This is a genomic window from Streptomyces sp. 549 (genome assembly GCF_030124175.1).
Taxonomy (GTDB): domain Bacteria; phylum Actinomycetota; class Actinomycetes; order Streptomycetales; family Streptomycetaceae; genus Streptomyces.
The window spans coordinates 68,223-88,297 of sequence record NZ_JASKMT010000009.1; the positions used below are offsets into that span (position 1 = coordinate 68,223).

A 20,075-nucleotide genomic window follows, 5' to 3' on the forward strand; every position below is an offset into this window, starting at 1 on the left:
GGCCGGGGGTGACGGGCTGCCGGGGGTGACGGGCTGCCGGGTGGCGGCGGGCCGGTCGTGATGGCGGACAATGGACGGCATGCCCTCCGCACCGCCCGACGGCGAGCCCGTGCCCCGGGACGGCTCCCTGCCCGTCTCCGCCCTGACCGGTGCCGCCGCACGCCCGCTCGGCTTCTACCTGCACGTCCCGTACTGCGCGACCCGCTGCGGCTACTGCGACTTCAACACCTACACGGCGTCCGAGCTGCGCGGCACCGGCGGCGCGCTCGCCTCCCGCGACAACTACGCGGAGACGGTCCGCGGTGAGATCCGCCTCGCCCGTTCGGTCATGGCGGACGACCGGCGGCCGGTGGAGACCGTCTTCGTCGGTGGCGGCACGCCGACCCTGCTGCCCGCCGCGGACCTGGGCCGGATGCTGGCCGCGATCCGTGACGAGTTCGGCCTGGCGGACGGCGCGGAGGTCACCACCGAGGCCAACCCCGAGTCCGTCGACGCGCGCTACCTGGCGGAGCTGCGGGAGGCGGGTTTCAACCGGGTGTCGTTCGGCATGCAGAGCGCCCGGCAGCACGTGCTTCGGGTGCTGGACCGCACCCACACCCCTGGCCGGCCCGAGGCGTGCGTGGCCGAGGCGCGGGCTGCGGGCTTCGAGCACGTCAATCTGGACCTGATCTACGGCACCCCCGGGGAGAGCGACGAGGACTGGCAGGCGACGCTCGACGCCGCCGTGGGCGCCGGGCCCGACCACCTGTCGGCGTACGCGCTGATCGTCGAGGAAGGCACGCAGCTGGCCCGGCGAATCCGCCGTGGCGAGGTCCCGATGACGGACGACGACGTGCACGCCGACCGCTACCTGATGACCGAGGAGACGCTGTCGGCCGCCGGCTTCGACTGGTACGAGGTGTCCAACTGGGCCACCTCCGCACCCGGCCGCTGCCGTCACAACGAGCTGTACTGGACCGGCGCGGACTGGTGGGGCGCGGGCCCCGGCGCGCACAGCCACGTGGGCGGCGTGCGCTGGTGGAACGTGAAGCACCCCGGCGCCTACGCTCAGGCCCTCGCCGAGGGCCGGTCGCCCGGCGCGGGACGTGAGGTGCTGGCCACCGAGGACCGCCGGGTCGAGCGGGTGCTGCTGGAGCTGCGCCTCGCCGAGGGCTGCCCGCTGGACCTACTGGCGCCCGCCGGGGCCAAGGCCGCCCTGCAGGCCGTCGCCGACGGCCTGCTGCGGCCTGACGCCTACGAGCAGGGCCGCGCCGCACTCACACTGCGCGGCCGTCTGCTGGCCGACGCCGTCGTCCGCGACCTGGTGGACTGACCGGGCCGCGCTACCCGGGTTTCGCCGCCGGTGGTTTCGCCGCCGGTGGTTCAGGCGTTCGGGGAGAACGACGGGAGCCCCGCTCTCCCGGGGAAAGGAGAGAGGGGCTCCCGGTGTGTCCTGCGGTGCGCCGCACCCGCGTGGCGAACGCAGGCCGCGTGCGGCGCTGGGGTGTCTCGTCCGGTCGGGGCGGCTGGTGAGAGGGAGCCGCGGGCCGTACCGGTTGCGGGGACGCGGACGTCCCCGCAGGATCACTTCTGGAGAGCGGTGACCGACTTCGCAAGCGCCGACTTCTTGTTGGCGGCGTTGTTCTTGTGCAGCACGCCCTTGCTGACGGCCTTGTCGAGCTTGCGGGAGGCGACACCGGCAGCGACGGTGGCCTTCTCGGCGTCACCGGCGGCGACGGCCTCACGGACGCGGCGGACCGCGGTCTTGAGCTCGGACTTGACCGCCTTGTTGCGCTGGCGGGCCTTCTCGTTGGTCTTGATCCGCTTGAGCTGGGACTTGATGTTCGCCACGAAGGAGCCTTTTCAGGTTCGGAGATGGTGTTCCGCGCCGCACCGCCGCAAAAGAGGCGGGCCAGGCACAGTCGCTCAGGGTACCAGCAGGGCCGCGAGCCTCCCAATCGGGAGCGGACCGCCCGCCATGGGACGATGGAGGCTACCCATGTTCCGCAGCCATGACCCCGACAGGACCCCGCGTGCCCGCGACCCCCTCGAACGTGCCGCAGCCGAGTCACACGGACCCGGCACTGATTCGCAACTTCTGCATCATCGCGCACATCGACCACGGCAAGTCGACACTCGCCGACCGGATGCTCCAGCTCACGGGAGTCGTGGAGCAGCGACAGATGCGTGCCCAGTACCTCGACCGCATGGACATCGAACGTGAGCGCGGTATCACGATCAAGTCCCAGGCCGTCCGCATGCCGTGGTCCCCCGAGGTGGGGGCGGACACCGGCACGCCGCACATCCTCAACATGATCGACACCCCGGGGCACGTGGACTTCACCTACGAGGTGTCCCGCTCGCTGGCCGCCTGCGAGGGCTGCATCCTGCTGGTGGACGCGGCGCAGGGCATCGAGGCCCAGACCCTCGCCAACCTGTACCTGGCGATGGAGAACGAGCTCACCATCATCCCGGTCCTCAACAAGATCGACCTGCCCGCCGCGCAGCCGGAGAAGTTCGCCGCGGAGCTGGCGCACCTCATCGGGTGCGAGCCGGAGGAGGTCCTGAAGGTCTCCGCGAAGACGGGCGAGGGCGTCGGGGCGCTGCTGGACGAGGTCGTCAAGCTCGTCCCGCCCCCCGTGGGCACCAGGGACGCCCCGGCCCGCGCGATGATCTTCGACTCGGTGTACGACTCCTACCGCGGCGTGGTCACCTATGTGAAGGTCGTCGACGGCAAGCTCGGCAAGCGCGAGCGCATCCGCATGATGTCCACGGGCGCCACGCACGAGCTGCTGGAGATCGGCACCAACTCGCCGGAGATGACCGCCGCCGACGGCCTGTCCGTGGGTGAGGTCGGCTACCTGATCACCGGCGTGAAGGACGTCCGGCAGTCCAAGGTCGGCGACACCATCACGCTTCTGCACCACGGGGCCACCGAGGCGCTGGCCGGCTACAAGGACCCCAAGCCGATGGTGTTCTCCGGGCTCTACCCGCTGGACGGCTCGGACTATCCGGAGCTGCGTGACGCGCTGGACAAGCTCCAGCTCAACGACGCGGCGCTGGTCTACGAGCCGGAGACGTCGGTCGCGCTCGGTTTCGGCTTCCGGGTGGGCTTCCTGGGCCTGCTGCACCTGGAGGTGGTGCGCGAGCGGCTGGAGCGCGAGTTCGGCCTCGACCTCATCGCGACCGCGCCCAACGTCGTCTACCGCGTGATCATGGAGGACGGCGGCGAGCACGTCGTCACCAACCCCAGCGAGTTCCCGACCGGCAAGATCGCCGAGGTGCACGAGCCGATGGTGCGTTCGACGCTGCTCGCGCCCAGCGAGTTCGTCGGCGCCATCATGGAGCTGTGCCAGGCCAGGCGCGGCACGCTGCAGGGCATGGACTACCTGTCCGAGGACCGGGTTGAACTGCGCTACACGCTGCCGATGGCCGAGATCATCTTCGACTTCTTCGACGCGCTGAAGTCCAAGACCCGCGGCTACGCGTCGCTGGACTACGAGCCCACCGGCGAGCAGATCAGCGACCTGGTCAAGGTGGACATCCTGCTGCACGGCGACAAGGTGGACGCCTTCTCCGCCATCGTGCACAAGGACAAGGCGTACGCCTACGGCGTGCGGATGGCCGGCAAGCTGCGCGAGCTGATCCCCCGGCAGCAGTTCGAGGTGCCCATCCAGGCGGCCGTCGGTGCCCGCGTCATCGCCCGTGAGACGGTCCGCGCCATCCGCAAGGACGTGCTCGCCAAGTGCTACGGCGGCGACATCTCGCGGAAGCGCAAGCTGCTGGAGAAGCAGAAGGAGGGCAAGAAGCGCATGAAGGTCGTGGGACGGGTCGAGGTCCCGCAGGAGGCGTTCATCGCCGCGCTCTCCAGCGACGACAACGCGGAGCCGAAGGGCAAGAAGTAACCGCCCGCCGCCCCGACGGATGCACGGGCCGCACGGGTGCGGCCCGCCCTCCGCACCTGCCGCCCCGCGTCTGCCGCCCCGCCGGGTGGCCGCACCCGCACCGGACCCGCGTCCGGTCGCGGGTGCCGTCGTCTCCGGAGCCGCCCGGCGTTCCGGCGCGTCCCGAAGTTCCCCCGGTGGGTGGAAATCGCCGGGGCGGCGTTTCCCCGGCCGTCCCGTGCCGTTAGGCGGACAGGACGTCACCACGAAAGGGGACAGATCTGATGAGGTACGGACAAGTCGTTGCGGCTGTTGCCGGATCGTTGTTCGCCGTGGCCGCGGGCGCGTCCTCCGCAGCCGCCGGGGACGGCGGGCTGGGCCTGGGCGAGGCTGTGACGCACGACGGACCGGTGTGCGGGGCGCTGGGCTCGGTGAAGGCGCCGACCGACGCGGCCCACGTCAACCTGGGGGAGGACCAGCCCGCATACGACATCGGTGTGGGGGGCGCGCTGCGCGAGGTCTGCGGAACGGCGGGGACCGTCGAACCGTTCACCGGACAGGGCCGCACGGCCGGTGAGGTGCCGGTCCTGGGCGGTCTGCCACTGGGGTGAGTCACGACGCGGTGACCATGGGCCATACGGAGGGCGCCGGGAAATGACGGGCTCGCGGACCCTTACATACCGAGGCTGTGGCCTTTACTCTGATCACCGCTTGAGAGTTACTCGTGAGTCACCCCCCAGCAACGCAGCGGGCCCCGGAGGATGTCGTGAGCGACACACTGTCCCAGATCGATAACCGCCCGCCCTCGGTGGCGACGCTCTTCCTTGAGCGCATCGCAGCCACCCCGGAGGGTGAGGCGTATCGGTACCCGGTCCCGGCGGCAAGTGGCGCCGGTCCCGACGAATGGAAATCATACAGCTGGGCGGAGGCCGCCGAACGTGTCTTCGCCATCGCCGCCGGACTGATCGATCTGGGAATCGAGTCGGAGCAGCGCGTCGCCGTCGCCTCCAACACCCGGGTCGACTGGATCCTGGCCGACCTCGGCATTCTCTGCGCCGGCGGGGCCACCACCACCGTCTACCCCAGCACCAACGCGGAGGAGACGGCCTACATCCTGGCCGACTCCGACAGCCGGGTGCTCTTCGCCGAGGACACCGGTCAGCTGGCGAAGGTCCGGGAGCGCCGCGCGGAGCTTCCCCAGCTCCGGCACGTCGTGCTGTTCGACCCGTCCGGCGAGGGCGCCGGCGACGCGTCCGACCCGGACGGCTGGGTGCTGACCCTCGACGAGCTGATCCAGCGCGGCAAGACGTACCTGGAGAAGCACCCGGAAGCCGTCAAGGAGACCGTCGCGGCACTGCGCGCGGACCAGCTGGCGACGCTCATCTACACCTCGGGCACCACCGGCAAGCCCAAGGGCGTGCGCCTGCCGCACGACTGCTGGTCGTACATGGCCAAGGCCATCGCCACCACGGGGCTGGTCCACAGCGACGACGTGCAGTACCTGTGGCTGCCGCTGGCGCACGTGTTCGGCAAGGTGCTCACCGCGGGTCAGATCGAGGTCGGCCACGTGACGGCCGTCGACGGCCGCATCGACAAGATCATCGAGAACCTGCCGGTGGTGCAGCCGACCTACATGGCCGCGGTGCCGCGCATCTTCGAGAAGGTCTACAACGGCGTCGCCGCCAAGGCCAGGGCCGCGGGCGGGGCCAAGTACAAGATCTTCCGCTGGGCCGCCGGGGTCGCGCGGGAGTACGCACGGGTCACGCAGGACAACTTCCGCCGGACCGGTACCGCCTCCGCGCCCGCCGGGCTGAAGGCCAAGCACGCGGTCGCCGACAAGCTGGTCTACAGCAAGCTGCGCGCCGCCTTCGGCGGGCGCCTGCGCGCCTGCGTGTCCGGGTCGGCCGCGCTCGCCCCGGACATCGGCTTCTTCTTCGCCGGCGCCGGCATCCACATCCTGGAGGGTTACGGACTCACCGAGTCCAGCGCCGCCAGCTTCGTGAACCCCGGCGAGGCGTACCGGACGGGCACGGTCGGCAAGCCCGTGCCCGGCTGCGAGGTGCGCATCGCCGACGACGGCGAGGTGCTGCTGCGCGGTCCCGGCATCATGCAGGGCTACCACAACCTGCCGGAGAAGACCGCCGAGGTGCTGGAATCGGACGGCTGGCTGCACACCGGCGACATCGGCGAGCTGTCGGACGACGGCTACCTGCGCATCACCGACCGCAAGAAGGACATCTTCAAGACCTCCGGTGGCAAGTACGTCGCCCCGGCGGAGGTCGAGGGCCGGTTCAAGGCCGTCTGCCCGTACGTCTCCAGCATCCTGGTGCACGGCGCGGACCGGAACTTCTGCACCGCGCTGATCGCGCTGGACGAGGCCGCCATCATGGGCTGGGCCGCGGAGCACGGGTTGGCGGGCAAGAGCTATACGGAGGTGGTCGCCTCCTCGGAGGTCCACGAGCTGATCGGCGGTTTCGTGGAGCGCCTCAACGGGGGGCTCCAGCGCTGGCAGACCATCAAGCAGTTCCGGGTCCTGCCGCGGGACCTGGACATCGAGCACGGCGAGCTGACACCGAGCCTGAAGCTCAAGCGGCCCGTGGTGGAGCGCGAGTTCGGCCACCTGCTGGACGAGATGTACGCCGGCTCACGCGAGCAGTGACGCCGCTGCCACCGCGCAACGGCCACTGACAGCCGCTGACAACCGCCCGACCGAGGGGCGGGCCCGGAGGAATCCCCTCCGGGCCCGCCCCTCGGCATGTGCGCGGCGCACGGGCGGCGGCGCAGGCGGCTAGTCCGGGTGCACCCGGTGCTGGACGACCGGCGCACAAATGCGTCACGGGGGCTCGACAGCCGAGACTCGGTGCTTCCACACCTGCGCGTCGAGCACTGCCGCGGCCCGGTCCGGCTCGGGATCGCTGCCCTCGGGATCGCTGCCCTCGGGTTCGGAGCCGTCGGGGTCCCCGCCCTCGCGGTCCCCGCCTTCGGGGTCACTGCTGCGGAACCGGGCGAGGGCCTCGTCCGACTCCCACTTCTCGTAGACGTTGACGCGGCCCGGATCGAGCGGGTCGGCGGCCAGTACGAAGTCCAGACAGCCCGGCGCTGCCCTGGCCTGTTCCACGATGCCGCGGCAGCCGTCCACATAGGCGTCCCGGGCCGCAGGCTCGACGTGCAGGCTGCCGGAAACGATGATCACGTGCGTTCCTCCTACCGTTCGGAGGTGCCCCGAAAGCGGCGCGCCCCCGGGGGCGCCGAGGCCGGCGCCACAGGTACCGACCGGGCAGCGGCACGGAACTCATCGGTCCACGGCGGCCTCCACATCCGTCACGGCCCTACCGCCGGGCCGGGTACGCCAAGCCCCGTCGCGCATCAGCAGTCTGCCCGCCAGCTCGTTCTCCTCTCGCCAAGCCCGCAGCGTCACCGGACGGAAGCGCAGGAAGACCCAGTCCGGCCGACCGCGCGGGTCCCAGGCGGTCTTCGCCACGAAGACCGCCCCCTCCTCCTCGGTCGGCCCCTGCGGGCCCACCTGCTCGGCGTCCGCCTCGATCAGGACGACGTCCCGGGTCAGGCCGACGCCCAGCACCGCCCGGCTGCCCGCAGCCACGTTGCGGGCGGTGGGATTGCTGCCGCGCGTGCACATGAGCAGGTTCCCGCCTACGTACACGAAGGACAGCGGCACCATGCAGGGCTGCCCGTCCGGGGAGGCCGTCGCCACCCACACGTCCAGATCGGTCTCCAGCCGGTGCCGCACGTCGGCCTCGCGCTGCTGGGCGCTGCGCGGGGGCGCGGTCTCACTGTCCGTCCTGCTGTCGGTCATGCCGGAACGCTAGCCGCCTCCGGGGGGCGGCCGCATCGGACCTTCGTCGCAGGCCGTAGGTCCGAAAGTACTGCGCCTGCGGACCGAGGCCCCCAGCCCGGCCGTGCCGCCCGGCTGTGGGCACTGAGCTGCGGGGGCACGGCCGTGGGGGCATCGCTGCGGGCGTATCGCTGCGGGGGCCCGGCTGTGGAGCGGCTGGTCCTAGCGGCCGGTCGAGCCGTCGATCTGCTCGCGGAGGATGTCGGCATGGCCCGCGTGCCGTGCGGTCTCCTCGATCATGTGGACGAGGATCCAGCGCATGGACGGGGGCGGCGTCTCCCTCATCGACCGCGCCCCCGGCACGTCCAGGTCGGCGCAGTCCCGCACGATCCGGTTGCACCGCTCCACGGCGTCCCGGTAGGCGGCGAGCAGGCTCTCCGCCGTCTCAGCCGGGGCGGGGGCCGACTCGTCGTCCCAAGGGGGCACGTCGGCACCGGTGTAGGCCCAGACGAACCAGTTGAGTTCCACGGCGGTCAGATGCTTCACCAGACCGAGCACGCTGGTGCCGGAGGGCACCCGGGGAGCGTGGCCTTCCTCGTCGGACACGCCGGCGGCCTTCGACGCGACCGACTGCCGCAGGTAGTCGAGGAACACGACCAGGGTCGTCTTCTCGTCGGCGTTCAGGCTCGGTGGGCGCAGGTCCCCGCGCGCTTCTCCATCGCTCATCCGGGGACCCTACTCCGCCCCCAGGCGTACGGGGCGGCCGGCCACCGGAGCCGTCTCCCGGGAATGTCAGGGCAGCGAAACGGGATGGTCGCGGCAGTGCGACGGGGAGGCCGGGGCAGTGCCGCGGGAACGCCGGGGCAGCACTACGGCCTCTCGAGCCAGCCCTCGTGGCCGGTGGCCAGCGCCTCCAGCCGGGTCTCGTCGAGAAGGCCCTCGGTGTCCTCGACCACCACCAGCCACTGGGCGTCCTCTGCGTCGTCCTCGCCTGCGAGGGCGTCCCGTACGAGCTGTGGTTCCTGCGGGAGGGCGAAGGTGTCGGCCAGTTCCTCGGCCACCTGCTCCGCCGCGTCCCGGTCGGGCAGGACGAGTACATGACGTGCGTCGCTCACCGCGCCATTGTGCCGGAACCTCCCTGGCACACCCGGGTCCGGGGCCGGGGGCCCAGTGAACGGTCGGCGGACCGCGACCGGGTGTCGGCGACGCGTGGCATGCTGTGCTGCGATGCCCCAGAAAGCCAAGAACCCGCGCTCGGACGATCCCCTGGCCCCGCTGACGCTCGCCGTCGGCCAGGAGGAACTGCTGATCGACCGTGCCGTGCGCGAGGTGACGGACGCCGCCCGTGCCGCCGACCCCGACACCGACGTGCGTGACCTCGCCCCCGGCGAGCTCCAGCCCGGCGCTCTCGCCGAGCTGACGAGCCCGTCGCTGTTCGCCGAGCGCAAGGTGGTGATCGTGCGCCAGTCGCAGGACCTCGGCGCGGACACCGTCAAGGACGTCAAGGCCTACCTCACCTCGCCTGCGGAGGAGATCACGCTGGTCCTCGCGCACGCGGGCGGCCCCAAGGGCAAGGGGCTGCTCGACGCGGCACGCAAGGCCGGGGCCCGCGAGGTGGCCTGCGCGAAGCTGACCAAGCCGGCCGACCGGCTGGCGTTCGTGCGCGGCGAGTTCCGGGCTGCCGGCCGGTCCGCGACACCGGAGGCCACACAGGCGCTGGTCGACGCGATCGGCGGTGACCTGCGGGAGCTGGCCTCCGCGTGCGCCCAGCTGACCGCGGACATCGAGGGAGCGATCGACGAGGCGGTGGTCGCCCGCTACTACACAGGCCGCGCGGAGGCGTCCAGCTTCGCGGTGGCCGACCGGGCCGTGGAGGGCCGGGCGGCGGAGGCGCTGGAGACCCTGCGGTGGGCGCTCGCCACCGGTGTGGCCCCGGTGCTGGTGACCAGCGCGCTGGCGCAGGGCGTGCGGGCCATCGGCAAGCTGGCCTCGGCCCCCGGCGGCATGCGGCCCGGTGATCTGGCCCGGGAGCTGGGCATGCCGCCGTGGAAGATCGACCGGGTCCGCCAGCAGATGCGGGGCTGGTCGGCGGACGGGGTGGCGGTGGCGGTGCAGGCCGTGGCCGACGCGGACGCGGCCGTCAAGGGCGGCGGCTACGACCCCGCCTACGCGCTGGAGAAGGCCGTCGTGACCATCTCACGCGCTGCCCGCTCACGCTGAGCCCCCTTCCGCCCCCGGCGTCACCCTCCCCGCTTGCCGCTCTGCCTCCCGCCTTCACCCGGCCGCCGACGTCGCCTCAGATGTCGCCCTCGCCGCGGCTGTCGTTCCCGGAGCCCTCCTCGCCGGGCTTCCTCAGCGCCTCCAGCGTGGCCCGGGTGTCGGAGGTGAGCATCTTCTCCAGCCTCTCCTTCGTCATCCGCTCAGCGGAGGAGGCGACGCTGATCTCACTCCAGTCCATCGTGGTCTCCACCCAGCCGTCCCGGACCGCGAGCATGGCCCACCGCAGCCGGTCGTCCCTCCTGCCGCGGTCCGTGATGAGGAACGCCTCGTCGCCGAGCCCCTCGACCTCCTCGACGCTGTAGGAGGCGAGGTCGGAGGACCGGCTCTCGTACGCCTGCATCCGGGCGGCGAACTCCCCCGCCGGGTCGGTCTTCTTGTGCCACGCCACCTGGAAGTTGACGTAGGTCGTGTCGTAGGTGCGGGCGTTGGGCGCCTTGAGCCGGACACCGCACTGGCTGGCGTCCAGCGCCTCGTGCCGGGAGTGGTACCCCGTGGGCTCGCGCCTGGTGTCCTCGGTGTAGTAGTCGCGCAGGGCCGAGGTGTCCAGCGCCTCGCACATGTCCTCGTGGTAGTGGTACCCGGCCAGGTCGGCCTCGGGCTCGCTGTGCAGTCCACCGGACACGATGACGGCCGCGGCCCACACGGCCGAGGCCAGCAGCGCGCCGCTGAGCCCCCAGAGCCAGCCGGGCACCGGCCTGCGCGGCGCCGGTTGCGGTGGCCCGAGCGGGCCCGGCGGCATGCCGGGGCCTGACGGGCCGGGTGTCGCATAGCCGCCGACGGGCTGCGCGTACGGATTGGGCTGGCCCGACGGCTGGGCGTACGGATTGTGCTGTGGATCCCCCGGTATGGACATACAGGGAAGATACCGCCGCCGGGTGCGGTCGACTCCCCCGCGTGCGATCCACTGCTGGGAACCGTCCCACCGTGCCGCCGCGTGCCGTGCGTCGGCGCCCGGCACGCACTCCGCGGGCGCGGCCCTCGGAACTGACCACGGCGAGATCACCGTCGGTGTCCGTGCGCAGCACCGCGGAACCGGAGAGGTGCAGCGCCTCCAGCGTCGAGGGGGCCGGGTGGCCGTAGGAGTTGCCGGCTCCGCTGGACACCAGCGCAAGGCGCGGGCGCAGCCGGTCCAGCAGCGCGGGGTGCTGATAGGCGGAGCCGTGGTGGGCGACTTTCAGGACGTCGACCTGCGGCAGCCCTGGATGCTCGGCCAGCAGCCGCTGCTGGGCGGGCGGTTCGAGGTCGCCGGGCAGGAAGACGGTGAGGCCCGCGGTGCGCAGCAGCAGGGTCACGCTGGAGTCGTTGGAGCCGAATCCGGTCGCCCTCTCCGGCGGCCACAGCACCTCCCAGCTCAGGTCGGGGCCGAGGTGGCGCCTCTCACCCGCGCGTGCGGTGACCACGGGCACACCCGCCTCCCGGGCCACCCGGTCGACGAACTCGGCCTGGCCCGGTGTCTCCCTGACCGGTGAGGTCTGGATGGCGCCCACCGAGCGCCCCTTCAGCACACCGGGCAGCCCGGCGACGTGGTCGGCGTGGAAGTGGCTGATCACGACCATCGGAATCCGGCGCACACCCAGCCGGCGCAGGCAGCCGTCGACGGCCGCCGGGTCGGGCCCGGCATCGACCACCAGGGCCGTGTCAGGCCCTGCGGCCAGCACCATGCCGTCGCCCTGCCCCACGTCGCACGCGACCACCCGCCATCCCGGCGGCGGCCAACCGGTGAGGACCCGGCCGAGCGGGGCCGGGCGCAGCACCGCCACCAGCAACAGCAGTACGCAGCAGGCGATCAGCCACGGGTGGTGTGCCGCCCGGCGCAGCAGCAGTGCGCCGACGAGGGTGACCCCCGCCAGCAGGGCCGCGCCCGCCCAGCCGCCGGGCCAGGTCAGTTCGGCGCCGGGCAGCGCGGCTCCCGCGCGGGCGATACCGGCGATCCATCTGGCGGGCCAACCGGCCAACCAGGACAGGGCCACGGCAACCGGTATGGCGATCGGTGCGCAGACCAGGGCGGCCCAGCCGAGCAACGTGGCAGGGGCGAAGGCGAGCTGGGCGAGCAGGTTCGCCGGAATCGCGACCAGGCTGACCCGGGCGGCGAACACGGTCACCACGGGGGCGCACACCACCTGGGCCGCTGCCGCGGCCGACAGTGCCTCGGCGAGGCGCAGCGGAACCCGCCGGCGTTGCAGGGCGCGGCTCCAGCGGGGAGCGAGGGTGAGCAGCGCGCCGGTGGCCAGCACCGACAGCAGGAAGCCGAAGGAACGGGCGAGCGCCGGGTCGAACAGGATGAGGAGCAGCGCCGCGGCGGCAAGCGTCGGCAGCAGGGAGCGGCGGCGGCCGGTGGCGATGGCCAGCAGGGCGATGCCGCCGCACACGGCGGCCCGCAGCACGCTCGGCCCCGGGCGGCACAGGGTCACGAAGGCGAGGACCAGCCCGGCTCCCAGGACCGCGGTGGTGCGCAGCGGCAGCCCCAGGCGGGCGGCGAGACCACCGCGTTCGGCCCGGGAGGCGGTGTGCGGGGTGCCGATGAGCACCATCAGCACGATCGACAGATGGGCGCCGCTGACGACCGTCATGTGCGTCATGTCCACCGCCTGCACGGCGGCGCGCAGCTCCGGGGTGATGCGGGAGGTGTCGCCGACGACGAGAGCCGGGAGCATCGCCCGGGGATCGGCCGGCAGTCCGTCGGTGGCCTCGCGCAGCGAGGCGCGCAGGTGCCCGGCGAGGCGCTGTGCGGTGTCGGGGCCGCCGACCAGGTGCGGCGGCGCGGCTGAGTCCGCGCGCAGCACGGCGGTCAGGGTGCCGCTGCTGTCGTCCATGGGCGCTACCGCGCGCGCCTTGACGCGGACCGTCGAGGAGGGCAGCAGGGCCAGCCAGGGGTCGGCGCGGCGGGCGGGCACGATGACGAGCACGGGACTGCGCACCCGGGTCTCCTGCCCGGCGGTGGTGACGACCCGCGTGGCGAGCCCGGTGAGCATGACGGGGCGGGGGCCGCCGCCGACGCGTGGCGCGGCGAGGCGGGGGTCCTTGGTGAGGGTGACGTCGGCGGTGAGCCGGGCCTGCCGGTCGGCCAGCGCGGCGAGCGGCCCGGCCTGGACGGACGCGGTGTGCAGTGCGGCCACCCCAGCGCCGGCTGCGACGCTGAGCAGCACCAGCGACAGCGTGACCAGGCCGAAGGCGGCAGGTGCTGCCGTCGCGCCGGGCCGGGTACGCGGGCCGGGTCGTCGGCTGACGGCCACGGCGAGCAGCAGGACGGCGAGCAGGGCGAGCGGCACGGCGACTGCTGCGACGGTGCCGGGGTTCGTACCGAGGGCGACGGCCGCCGCACCCCAGGTGGCGACGGCGGGCGGCACCAACCGCAGGTCCGGCGGGGCTTCCTGGCGGGGGTGGGACACGCCGAGCCGCTTCCCGGACGCGGCGTGCACCGCCGCACGCGACGTCCGGCCGCGGACCGCGCCCTCCGGTGCCGAGGCGGCCGGAACTGCGCTGCCCCGTGCCGTGGCGGCGGAGGTGTCGTCGGGTGGGAGCGGTGGGGCCAGTGGGAGCGGCCCGGCGATGCGCGGGCGGCGGCGATGCGCTGCGTGGCGGTGCGGGTTCACAGGCCGACGCGGGGTTGGATGTCGGCGAAACGGCGCTCACCGATGCCGCGGACCTCCCGCAGTTGCTCGACGGAGGCGAAGCCGCCGTTGCGGGTGCGGAAGTCGACGATCTGCTGGGCGAGTACCGGCCCGATGCCCGGCAGCGTCTGCAGTTCCTCCACCGACGCGGAGTTCAGCGCGATCGGCGCGGCGGCCCCGGGCGAGGTACCTGACGCCGCGGCTCCCGGCACCGGCGCAACCGGCGGCGGTGCTCCGGCTGCTCCCGGTCCTGCCGCGGCTTCCTGCGGCGCGCCGACGACGATCTGCTCGCCGTCGACCAGGAGCCGGGCCCGGTTCAGGCCGTCGGTGTCCGTGCCGGGAGCGGCCCCGCCCGCAGCGTCGAGGGCGTCACCGACCCGGGCCCCGGGCGGCAGGCGGAACACGCCCGGTTTCCGCACCTTGCCCGCGACGTCCACCACCAGCCGCCGGGCCGGATCGCCGGTGACCGGAGGCGGGCCGGACGACGGCTGGGGCCCTGCGCCAGCCGCAGCCGGGCCCGGCGGGACGTCCCGGTCCGCGACCGGCGGCAGCGGGCCGGGGGCAGGCTGCGGCACGCCGACGGTGTCGGGCGCCGCCACCGGTTGCGGGCGGCTCTGCCACAGGTGGTGCACGCCCAGCCCCAGGCCCAGCAGCAGCACCACGGCCAGGACCGCCAGGGTGCGCGGTGCCACCGCACAGCGTGTCTGCACCCACAGCGGCAGCCGTTCCCGGACGGCGGCCGCCGGACGCCAACCGGCGAGCGTCCCGCCGGCGAAGCCTCCCTCCGGCGGCGCGGGCGGTTCCGGCTCGTGGGCCGGTGCGGTGCCGCCCCCGAGCCCCGTCGGGGCGCGTGGCGGTGGCGGCGGGGGCTCGCCCCCTTCGGCGCCCCCGTGTCCGGGTGCGAATCCCTCTCGGAGAGTCCGAGGAGCGGCCTTCGGCGTTTCGGGACGGGACGTGGGGCGGATCAACGCCCGTTCCACCAAGGCCTGCCCGGCATCGGGGCCGGAGGGGGCAAGCCGTCCCCCGGCCGGGGCAGAGACCCGGGCCGCCGTACCGGAAACGACCGTGGACGCCTCGGCGGGAGAAGGTGTCGCGCCGGTGCCGGTGCCGGTGTCCGTGTCCGTGTCCGTGTCCGTGTCCGTGTCCGTGTCGACGGTGCCGGGAACGGCGTCGGTCACGCGGCACGCGCGGGCGCCTGAGGTCCGGGGCCGGAACGCCGGACCCGAAGCGGCGGGCGAGGGCGACGCGGCGGGGCGCGCGGGGCGGGGCCGCCGGGTCGGTGAGGTGCGTCGGCCCGAGCGGACTGCCGCGCGAGTGGCGGCAATGGCCGCTCGGCGGCTCAGTGTTGGCTGCTCAGCCGGAGACGACACCGCCTCGCCCTCCGCCGGTACCGGCGCCTCAGCGCGTGCGGGACCGGACATGCCAGCAGGTACGGCGTCGGGCACCGCAGCAGGTGCGGCGTCGGGCATCACCACAGGTGCCGGATCGGGCATCACCACAGGTGCCGGATCGGGCATCCCCGCAGGTGCGCCGACCCTGCCTTCGGTGGGTGCGGACGCCGCCCCTCGACTCACGCCGTCGGGCGGCCCTGAGGGCCCGCCCGGGCCTGCGGGTGGCGTGGACGACGGGCTCAGGCCCGGCCAGTCCAGGGCCAGTTGGCCGTCAGCCTGCGGGCGGCGCCTACGGCCCGGGGCCGTGAGTGAGCCTCCGGGGGTGCCGGCCTCGGGCGTCTGCCGGGGCAGACCCCGCGGCAGCGGGCGGAGCAGTGCGGCGGCACGGTCTGCCGGGGAGGTCGGGAACCGCGGCGGGTACGGCGGCTTGGCGCGGGTGCCGCCGCCAGCACCTGCCGCTGCGTCAGCGCCCTTTCCGGCGTGCCCTCCACCGCCGTGGCCGATCCAGCCCGGAGGGAGTGGATCTGGCGGCGTCCCGGTGAAGGCGGCACCGGCTGCGGCATCGGCGGTGATCGAGACGGCGTCGGACAAAGCAGGGTCGGAGAAAGCAGCGTCGGAGAAGGCGACGTCGGACGAGGCAGGGCGCACCGTGTCCGCAGCCGTGCGAGCAATGGGCGACGGTCGGTGGGGGCGTTGGAGGCGGTAGGTGCGGGAGGAGCGGCTGCCGGGCGGGTGCGACGGGTGCGGTGTGCGGGAGGCTGGACCGACGGAGTCCCTGCGTGATCGTGGGGTCATGCCGGGACTCTAGGAAGGTCCCCGCATCCGTGGTGATCTTGGTTCTTTTCTGTGGACAACAGCCCGCTTGTGGACAACTCGGCCACCCTCACGGGTGATTCGGCAGGTGATCAGCGCGGCGAGACCACAGCACCGAGCAGGCCCGGGCCGGTGTGCGCGCCGATCACCGCGCCCACCTCGCTGACGTGCAGCTCGGCCAGCCCCGGAACGCGCTCGCGCAAGCGGGCGGCCAGCTGCTCCGCCCGTTCGGCGGCCGCCAGGTGGTGGACCGCCACGTCCACCGGCGCGCTGCCCGCGCGGTTCACGGCGAGCTCTTCCAGCCGGGCGATGGCCCGCGACGCGGTGCGCACCTTCTCCAGCATGCCGATGGCCCCGTCGGCCAGTTCGAGCAGCGGCTTCACGGCCAGCGCCGATCCGAGCAGTGCCTGTGCGGCACCGATCCGGCCGCCTCGGCGGAGGTGGTCGAGCGTGTCCACGTAGAAGAAGGCCGAGGTGTTCTCCGCCCGCTTCTCCGCCGCTGCGACGGCCTCGTCGACGGACCCGCCCGCCGCGGCGGTTTCGGCGGCCGACAGGGCGCAGAAACCGAGGGCCATCGCCACCATGCCGGTGTCCACCACCCGCACCGGTACCGGGGCCTCGCGTGCGGCGAGCACCGCCGCGTCGTAGGTGCCGGAGAACTCGGCGGACAGGTGCAGCGAGACGATGCCGTCGGCCCCGGCCCGGGCGACCTCGCGGTACGCGTCGGCGAAGGTCTCCGGGCTGGGGCGGGAGGTGGTCACCGGGCGGTGCCTGCGCAGGGCGTCGGCGAGGGAGCGCGCCGAGATCTCGGTGCCTTCGGCGAAGGCCCGGCCGTCGAGCACCACGGTCAGCGGCACCGCCGTGATGCGATGCTCCCGCAGCGCCGCCGGTGGCAGATACGCCGTGGAGTCGGTGACGATCGCGACGTGACGGGACATGTGTCGGACATTACTGCGTTCCGGGCCCGCTCGGCAGTCTGCCCCCGAACTCGATGCTCCCGAAGCCGGAACCCCCGCCAGCACCGACGGGGATCACCCCGTCGGAAGGGCCCCGCCCACCGGAACGAAGGCCCTGGGACCTGCGGGCGAGACGAAGGGCAAAACAAGGGGCAAGGGGGCCACCCACTCCTTGCCACTCTCAAGGTATAGCGCACCCGGGGGCTTGCGGCAAGGCCCCCTTCATGCCGCAGAATCACTCATCTCACCCCTGTGACCTGCGGAAATAGGAGATCGACCACATGCGTGTACTGATGTCCGCCGAGGAGGCGCGCCCCGGCGCCGGACCGGTGGGAGGGGCCGCGCGTCGCGGGATTGTGCCCGGAACGGAGCCGCCGGTATGAACCCGCTGACGTGCGGGGCGTTCGCCCTGCCCGACCGCCTGTCCGCAAAGGCAGACCCGGCGCTGATCGCCGCCGACGAGCGGCATTTCGCAGCCGTCGCGGAGAGTCTGGAGCAGACGGTCGCCGAGCTGTCCGACGCCCTCGCACGCCTGCGCAGGGCGCCGGGCGGCGCGGGACGGGCGGCGATGGACCGCGATGTGGAGATCCACCGGCTGACGGCCCGCCTGCGAGCCCTGCGCCGCTTCGGGCTGGACCTGTGCCTGGGGCGCATGGTTCCCGCGGACGACGCCGAGCCGGTGTACGTCGGCCGGCTGGGCCTCACCGACGGCACGGGCCGACGGCTGCTGATCGACTGGCGCTCCCCCGCCGCCGAGCCGTTCTTCGCCGCGACCCACGCCGACCCGAAGGGGCTGGCGAGCCGCCGCAGGTACCGCTGGACCGGCGGCCGGATCACCGACTACTGGGACGAGGTGTTCACCGCGGAGGGGTTCGAAGGGCATGCCGCGCTCGACGACCAGTCCGCCTTCGTCGCCAGCCTGGGCGGCAGCCGGTCGCCTCGGATGCGGGACGTGCTCGGCACCATCCAGGCCGACCAGGACGCCGTCATCCGGGCCGGCTCCCGGGGCGCGCTGGTCGTGGACGGCGGGCCGGGCACGGGCAAGACCGTCGTCGCCCTGCACCGCTCCGCGCACCTGCTCTACTCCGACCCGCGGCTCGGCCACCGCCGGGGCGGCGTGCTGTTCGTCGGTCCGCACCGGCCCTACCTGGACTACGTGGCCGACGTGCTGCCCAGCCTCGGGGAGGACGGCGTGCGGACCTGCCTGCTGCGCGACCTGGTGGCGGAGGGAGCCGCCGCAGTGCCGGAGGCCGACCCTGACGTCGCCGCGCTGAAGTCCTCCGCTGACCTGGTGCGGGCGATCGAGAAGGCCGTGGGGCTCTACGAGGAGCCGCCCGCCGAGGGCATGACGGTGTCGACCGACTGGGACGACCTGTGGCTGAGTCCCGAGGACTGGGCCGAGGCGTTCGAAGCACCGGATCCGGGGACTCCGCACAACGAGGCGCGGGAGCAGATCTGGGCGGAACTGGTCGCGATCCTGCGGGACAAGAGCGACGACGTCCCGACCGACCTGCTGGCAAGGTCACTGCGTGAGGACCGGGAGCTGGTCACCGCACTGCACCGCGCGTGGCCGCTGCTCGACCCGGCGGAGCTTGTCGGGGACCTGTGGTCGGTACCGGCCTACCTGCGGGTGTGCGCCCCCTGGCTCAGCCGCGACGAGGTGCGCAGGCTGCAGCGCGCGAATCCGCAGGCGTGGACGGTCTCCGACCTGCCGCTGCTGGACGCGGCCCGACAGCGGCTCGGCGACCCGGAGGCGGCACGGCGAGGGCGCAGGCACAGCGCCGCCGTCGCCGGGGAACGTGCCCGCATGGCCGACGTCATCGACCGCCTGGTCGAGGCCGATCCCGACGGTGAGGGCGCGGTGACCATGCTGCTCGGCCAGGACCTGCAGGACAGCCTGGCGGCGGGCGCGGCGCCGCCCGACGCCGACCCCGACCTGCTGGCCGGTCCGTTCGCACACGTGGTCGTGGACGAGGCTCAGGAACTGACCGACGCGGAGTGGCAGATGCTGCTGACGCGCTGCCCGTCCAGGAGTTTCACCATCGTCGGGGACCGCGCCCAGGCACGGCGCGGATTCACCGAGTCGTGGACGGAGCGGCTGCGCCGGATCGGGCTGGACCGCGTCGAGTTGGCCCGCCTGAGCATCAACTACCGGACGCCGGAGGAGGTCATGGCGGAGGCCGAGCCGGTCATCCGGGCCGCGCTGCCCGACGCCAACGTCCCGGTCTCGGTCCGCAGCAGCGGCGTTCCCGTCGAGCACGGACGCGTCGCCGACCTGGAGAAGGTGGTCGACGCCTGGCTCGCCGAGCACGCCGACGGCGTCGCCTGCGTGATCGGCGCTCCCTCCTTCCGGGAGACGCCGCGCGTCCGCTCGCTGACCCCGGAGCTGTCGAAGGGACTCGAGTTCGACCTGGTCGTGCTCGTCGCCCCGGAGCAGTTCGGGCAGGGCGTCGAGGGGGCGGTCGACCGGTATGTGGCGATGACCCGGGCGACGGGTCACCTTGCCGTGCTCACCGGGCCCTGAGGCCGGACCAGGACGTGCGGCGCGGTCCGGCGGGCCCGGCGGGCCGCAGACCGCGCTAGGAGGCGGCGCTGCCCGGCTGCTCCCTGCGGACGGACTCCGTGCGGGACGACTCAGCACGGGACGGCTCGGTACGGGACGACTCCGAGCGGGACGGCTCGGTGTGCGGCTCCGGACGGAACGACTCCTTGCGAAAGCGCGGCAGGCTGCCCTGGGGCCGGTCTCCGGGCACCTCCGGGCGAGGCCGGTCACCGGGCACCTCCGAGCGAGGCGCGCTGTCAGGCGTCTGCGGCGGGTCGTCCCAGTGGCGCAGCGCGCCGGACTCGATCTCGATCTGGGAGCGCACCGCGTCAAGGCCCTCCGCGTCGTACCGGCGCACGCGGTCCTGCGCGGCGAAGCGCAGGGAGTCGGCGGACTCCTTGATGGAGGCCACCCGGCGGCGGGCGTCGGGCAGCAGTTCGGCCAGACGGGACCGGTCCGGTTCCTGTTCCATCAGCGAGCCCAGCTCGCGGTCCAGGATGCGGGCGTGGTCGTGGAGGCGGTCGAGCAGCCCCATGGCCTCGCTGAGCGAGGGGTCGTGCGCCGACGCCGCGGTCAGCGCACGGCGGGTTCCGTCGATGGAGGAGCGCAGCTCCAGGCGGGCACGGGCGGCCTGCCCGATCGGGCCGGGCTGCGCGGACTTCACCCGCAGCGCGGTCTCCTCGACGCCCCTGCGGACCTCGGTGCCGGCCCGATCCACGCCGCGCCCGACGGCTCGCACCACCTTCACCACCGCCAGCACGCCGACCACGACCGCGCACAGGAACATCAGGCCGATGAGCGCGCCCACAATCTCCATGCCGCGTGC

16 protein-coding genes are annotated in these 20,075 nt (G+C 73.4%); 6 read left to right on the forward strand and 10 right to left on the reverse strand.

Annotation, left to right across the window (positions count from 1 at the left end; translation table 11 throughout):
* Positions 1–79: 79 nt before the first annotated feature.
* Positions 80–1,312: a radical SAM family heme chaperone HemW gene (gene hemW, locus QNO07_RS13140; RefSeq protein WP_283992061.1), complete on the forward strand. Its 1,233-nt coding sequence runs from the start codon at positions 80–82 to the stop codon at positions 1,310–1,312.
* A 251-nt stretch (positions 1,313–1,563) separates the two neighbouring features.
* Here the strand turns inward: hemW and rpsT are convergent, their stop codons facing one another.
* Entirely contained in the window at positions 1,564–1,830 is a 267-nt protein-coding gene (gene rpsT / locus QNO07_RS13145) for a 30S ribosomal protein S20 (RefSeq protein WP_283992062.1), read from the reverse strand.
* A gap of 182 nt (positions 1,831–2,012) precedes the next feature.
* Here rpsT and lepA point away from each other — a divergent pair, with 182 nt between their 5' ends.
* The 3 genes from lepA to QNO07_RS13160 all read left to right on the forward strand — a co-directional run bounded on the left by lepA (position 2,013) and on the right by QNO07_RS13160 (position 6,522).
* Entirely contained in the window at positions 2,013–3,884 is a 1,872-nt protein-coding gene (gene lepA / locus QNO07_RS13150; protein ID WP_283992063.1) for a translation elongation factor 4, read from the forward strand.
* A gap of 263 nt (positions 3,885–4,147) precedes the next feature.
* Positions 4,148–4,474, forward strand: a complete 327-nt coding sequence (locus tag QNO07_RS13155) for a hypothetical protein (protein WP_283992065.1) — start codon at positions 4,148–4,150, stop codon at positions 4,472–4,474.
* Positions 4,475–4,629: 155 nt separating this feature from the next.
* Complete coding sequence (locus QNO07_RS13160) at positions 4,630–6,522, forward strand: AMP-dependent synthetase/ligase (RefSeq protein WP_283992066.1); 1,893 nt, start codon at positions 4,630–4,632, stop codon at positions 6,520–6,522.
* 174 nt (positions 6,523–6,696) lie between these two features.
* Here the strand turns inward: QNO07_RS13160 and QNO07_RS13165 are convergent, their stop codons facing one another.
* The 4 genes from QNO07_RS13165 to QNO07_RS13180 form a co-directional block, all read right to left on the reverse strand.
* Positions 6,697–7,056, reverse strand: a complete 360-nt coding sequence (locus QNO07_RS13165; protein WP_283992067.1) for a putative quinol monooxygenase — start codon at positions 7,054–7,056, stop codon at positions 6,697–6,699.
* A gap of 99 nt (positions 7,057–7,155) precedes the next feature.
* On the reverse strand, positions 7,156–7,677 hold the full coding sequence (locus QNO07_RS13170) for a pyridoxamine 5'-phosphate oxidase family protein (RefSeq protein WP_283992068.1): 522 nt from the start codon (positions 7,675–7,677) through the stop codon (positions 7,156–7,158).
* Positions 7,678–7,878: 201 nt separating this feature from the next.
* Complete coding sequence (locus tag QNO07_RS13175; RefSeq protein WP_283992069.1) at positions 7,879–8,382, reverse strand: DinB family protein; 504 nt, start codon at positions 8,380–8,382, stop codon at positions 7,879–7,881.
* Positions 8,383–8,525: 143 nt separating this feature from the next.
* Positions 8,526–8,771, reverse strand: a complete 246-nt coding sequence (locus QNO07_RS13180; protein ID WP_283992070.1) for a hypothetical protein — start codon at positions 8,769–8,771, stop codon at positions 8,526–8,528.
* Positions 8,772–8,883: 112 nt separating this feature from the next.
* Here QNO07_RS13180 and holA point away from each other — a divergent pair, with 112 nt between their 5' ends.
* On the forward strand, positions 8,884–9,876 hold the full coding sequence (gene holA / locus QNO07_RS13185) for a DNA polymerase III subunit delta (protein WP_283992071.1): 993 nt from the start codon (positions 8,884–8,886) through the stop codon (positions 9,874–9,876).
* 76 nt (positions 9,877–9,952) lie between these two features.
* Here the strand turns inward: holA and QNO07_RS13190 are convergent, their stop codons facing one another.
* The 4 genes from QNO07_RS13190 to QNO07_RS13205 form a co-directional block, all read right to left on the reverse strand.
* Positions 9,953–10,114 (reverse strand): hypothetical protein, encoded by a 162-nt coding sequence (locus QNO07_RS13190; protein WP_283992072.1) that lies wholly within the window; start codon positions 10,112–10,114, stop codon positions 9,953–9,955.
* The gene (locus QNO07_RS13195) at positions 10,101–13,325 is read right to left on the reverse strand and encodes a ComEC/Rec2 family competence protein (RefSeq protein WP_502961831.1); all 3,225 of its coding nucleotides are present in this window, start codon (positions 13,323–13,325) and stop codon (positions 10,101–10,103) included. The genes QNO07_RS13190 and QNO07_RS13195 overlap by 14 nt, the downstream gene beginning before the upstream one ends.
* Before the next feature lie 200 nt (positions 13,326–13,525).
* Positions 13,526–14,239, reverse strand: a complete 714-nt coding sequence (locus tag QNO07_RS13200) for a ComEA family DNA-binding protein (RefSeq protein ID WP_283992073.1) — start codon at positions 14,237–14,239, stop codon at positions 13,526–13,528.
* Positions 14,240–15,843: 1,604 nt separating this feature from the next.
* Complete coding sequence (locus tag QNO07_RS13205) at positions 15,844–16,689, reverse strand: DegV family protein (protein WP_283992074.1); 846 nt, start codon at positions 16,687–16,689, stop codon at positions 15,844–15,846.
* Between the two features lie 397 nt (positions 16,690–17,086).
* On the opposite strand from QNO07_RS13205, the gene helR reads away from it, so the two are divergent.
* On the forward strand, positions 17,087–19,231 hold the full coding sequence (helR, locus tag QNO07_RS13210; RefSeq protein ID WP_283992075.1) for an RNA polymerase recycling motor ATPase HelR: 2,145 nt from the start codon (positions 17,087–17,089) through the stop codon (positions 19,229–19,231).
* Positions 19,232–19,286: 55 nt separating this feature from the next.
* Here helR and QNO07_RS13215 read toward each other — a convergent pair whose 3' ends face one another.
* Positions 19,287–20,066, reverse strand: coding sequence for a hypothetical protein (locus QNO07_RS13215; protein WP_283992076.1), 780 nt, complete (start codon positions 20,064–20,066; stop codon positions 19,287–19,289).
* Between the last annotated feature and the right edge of the window lie 9 nt (positions 20,067–20,075).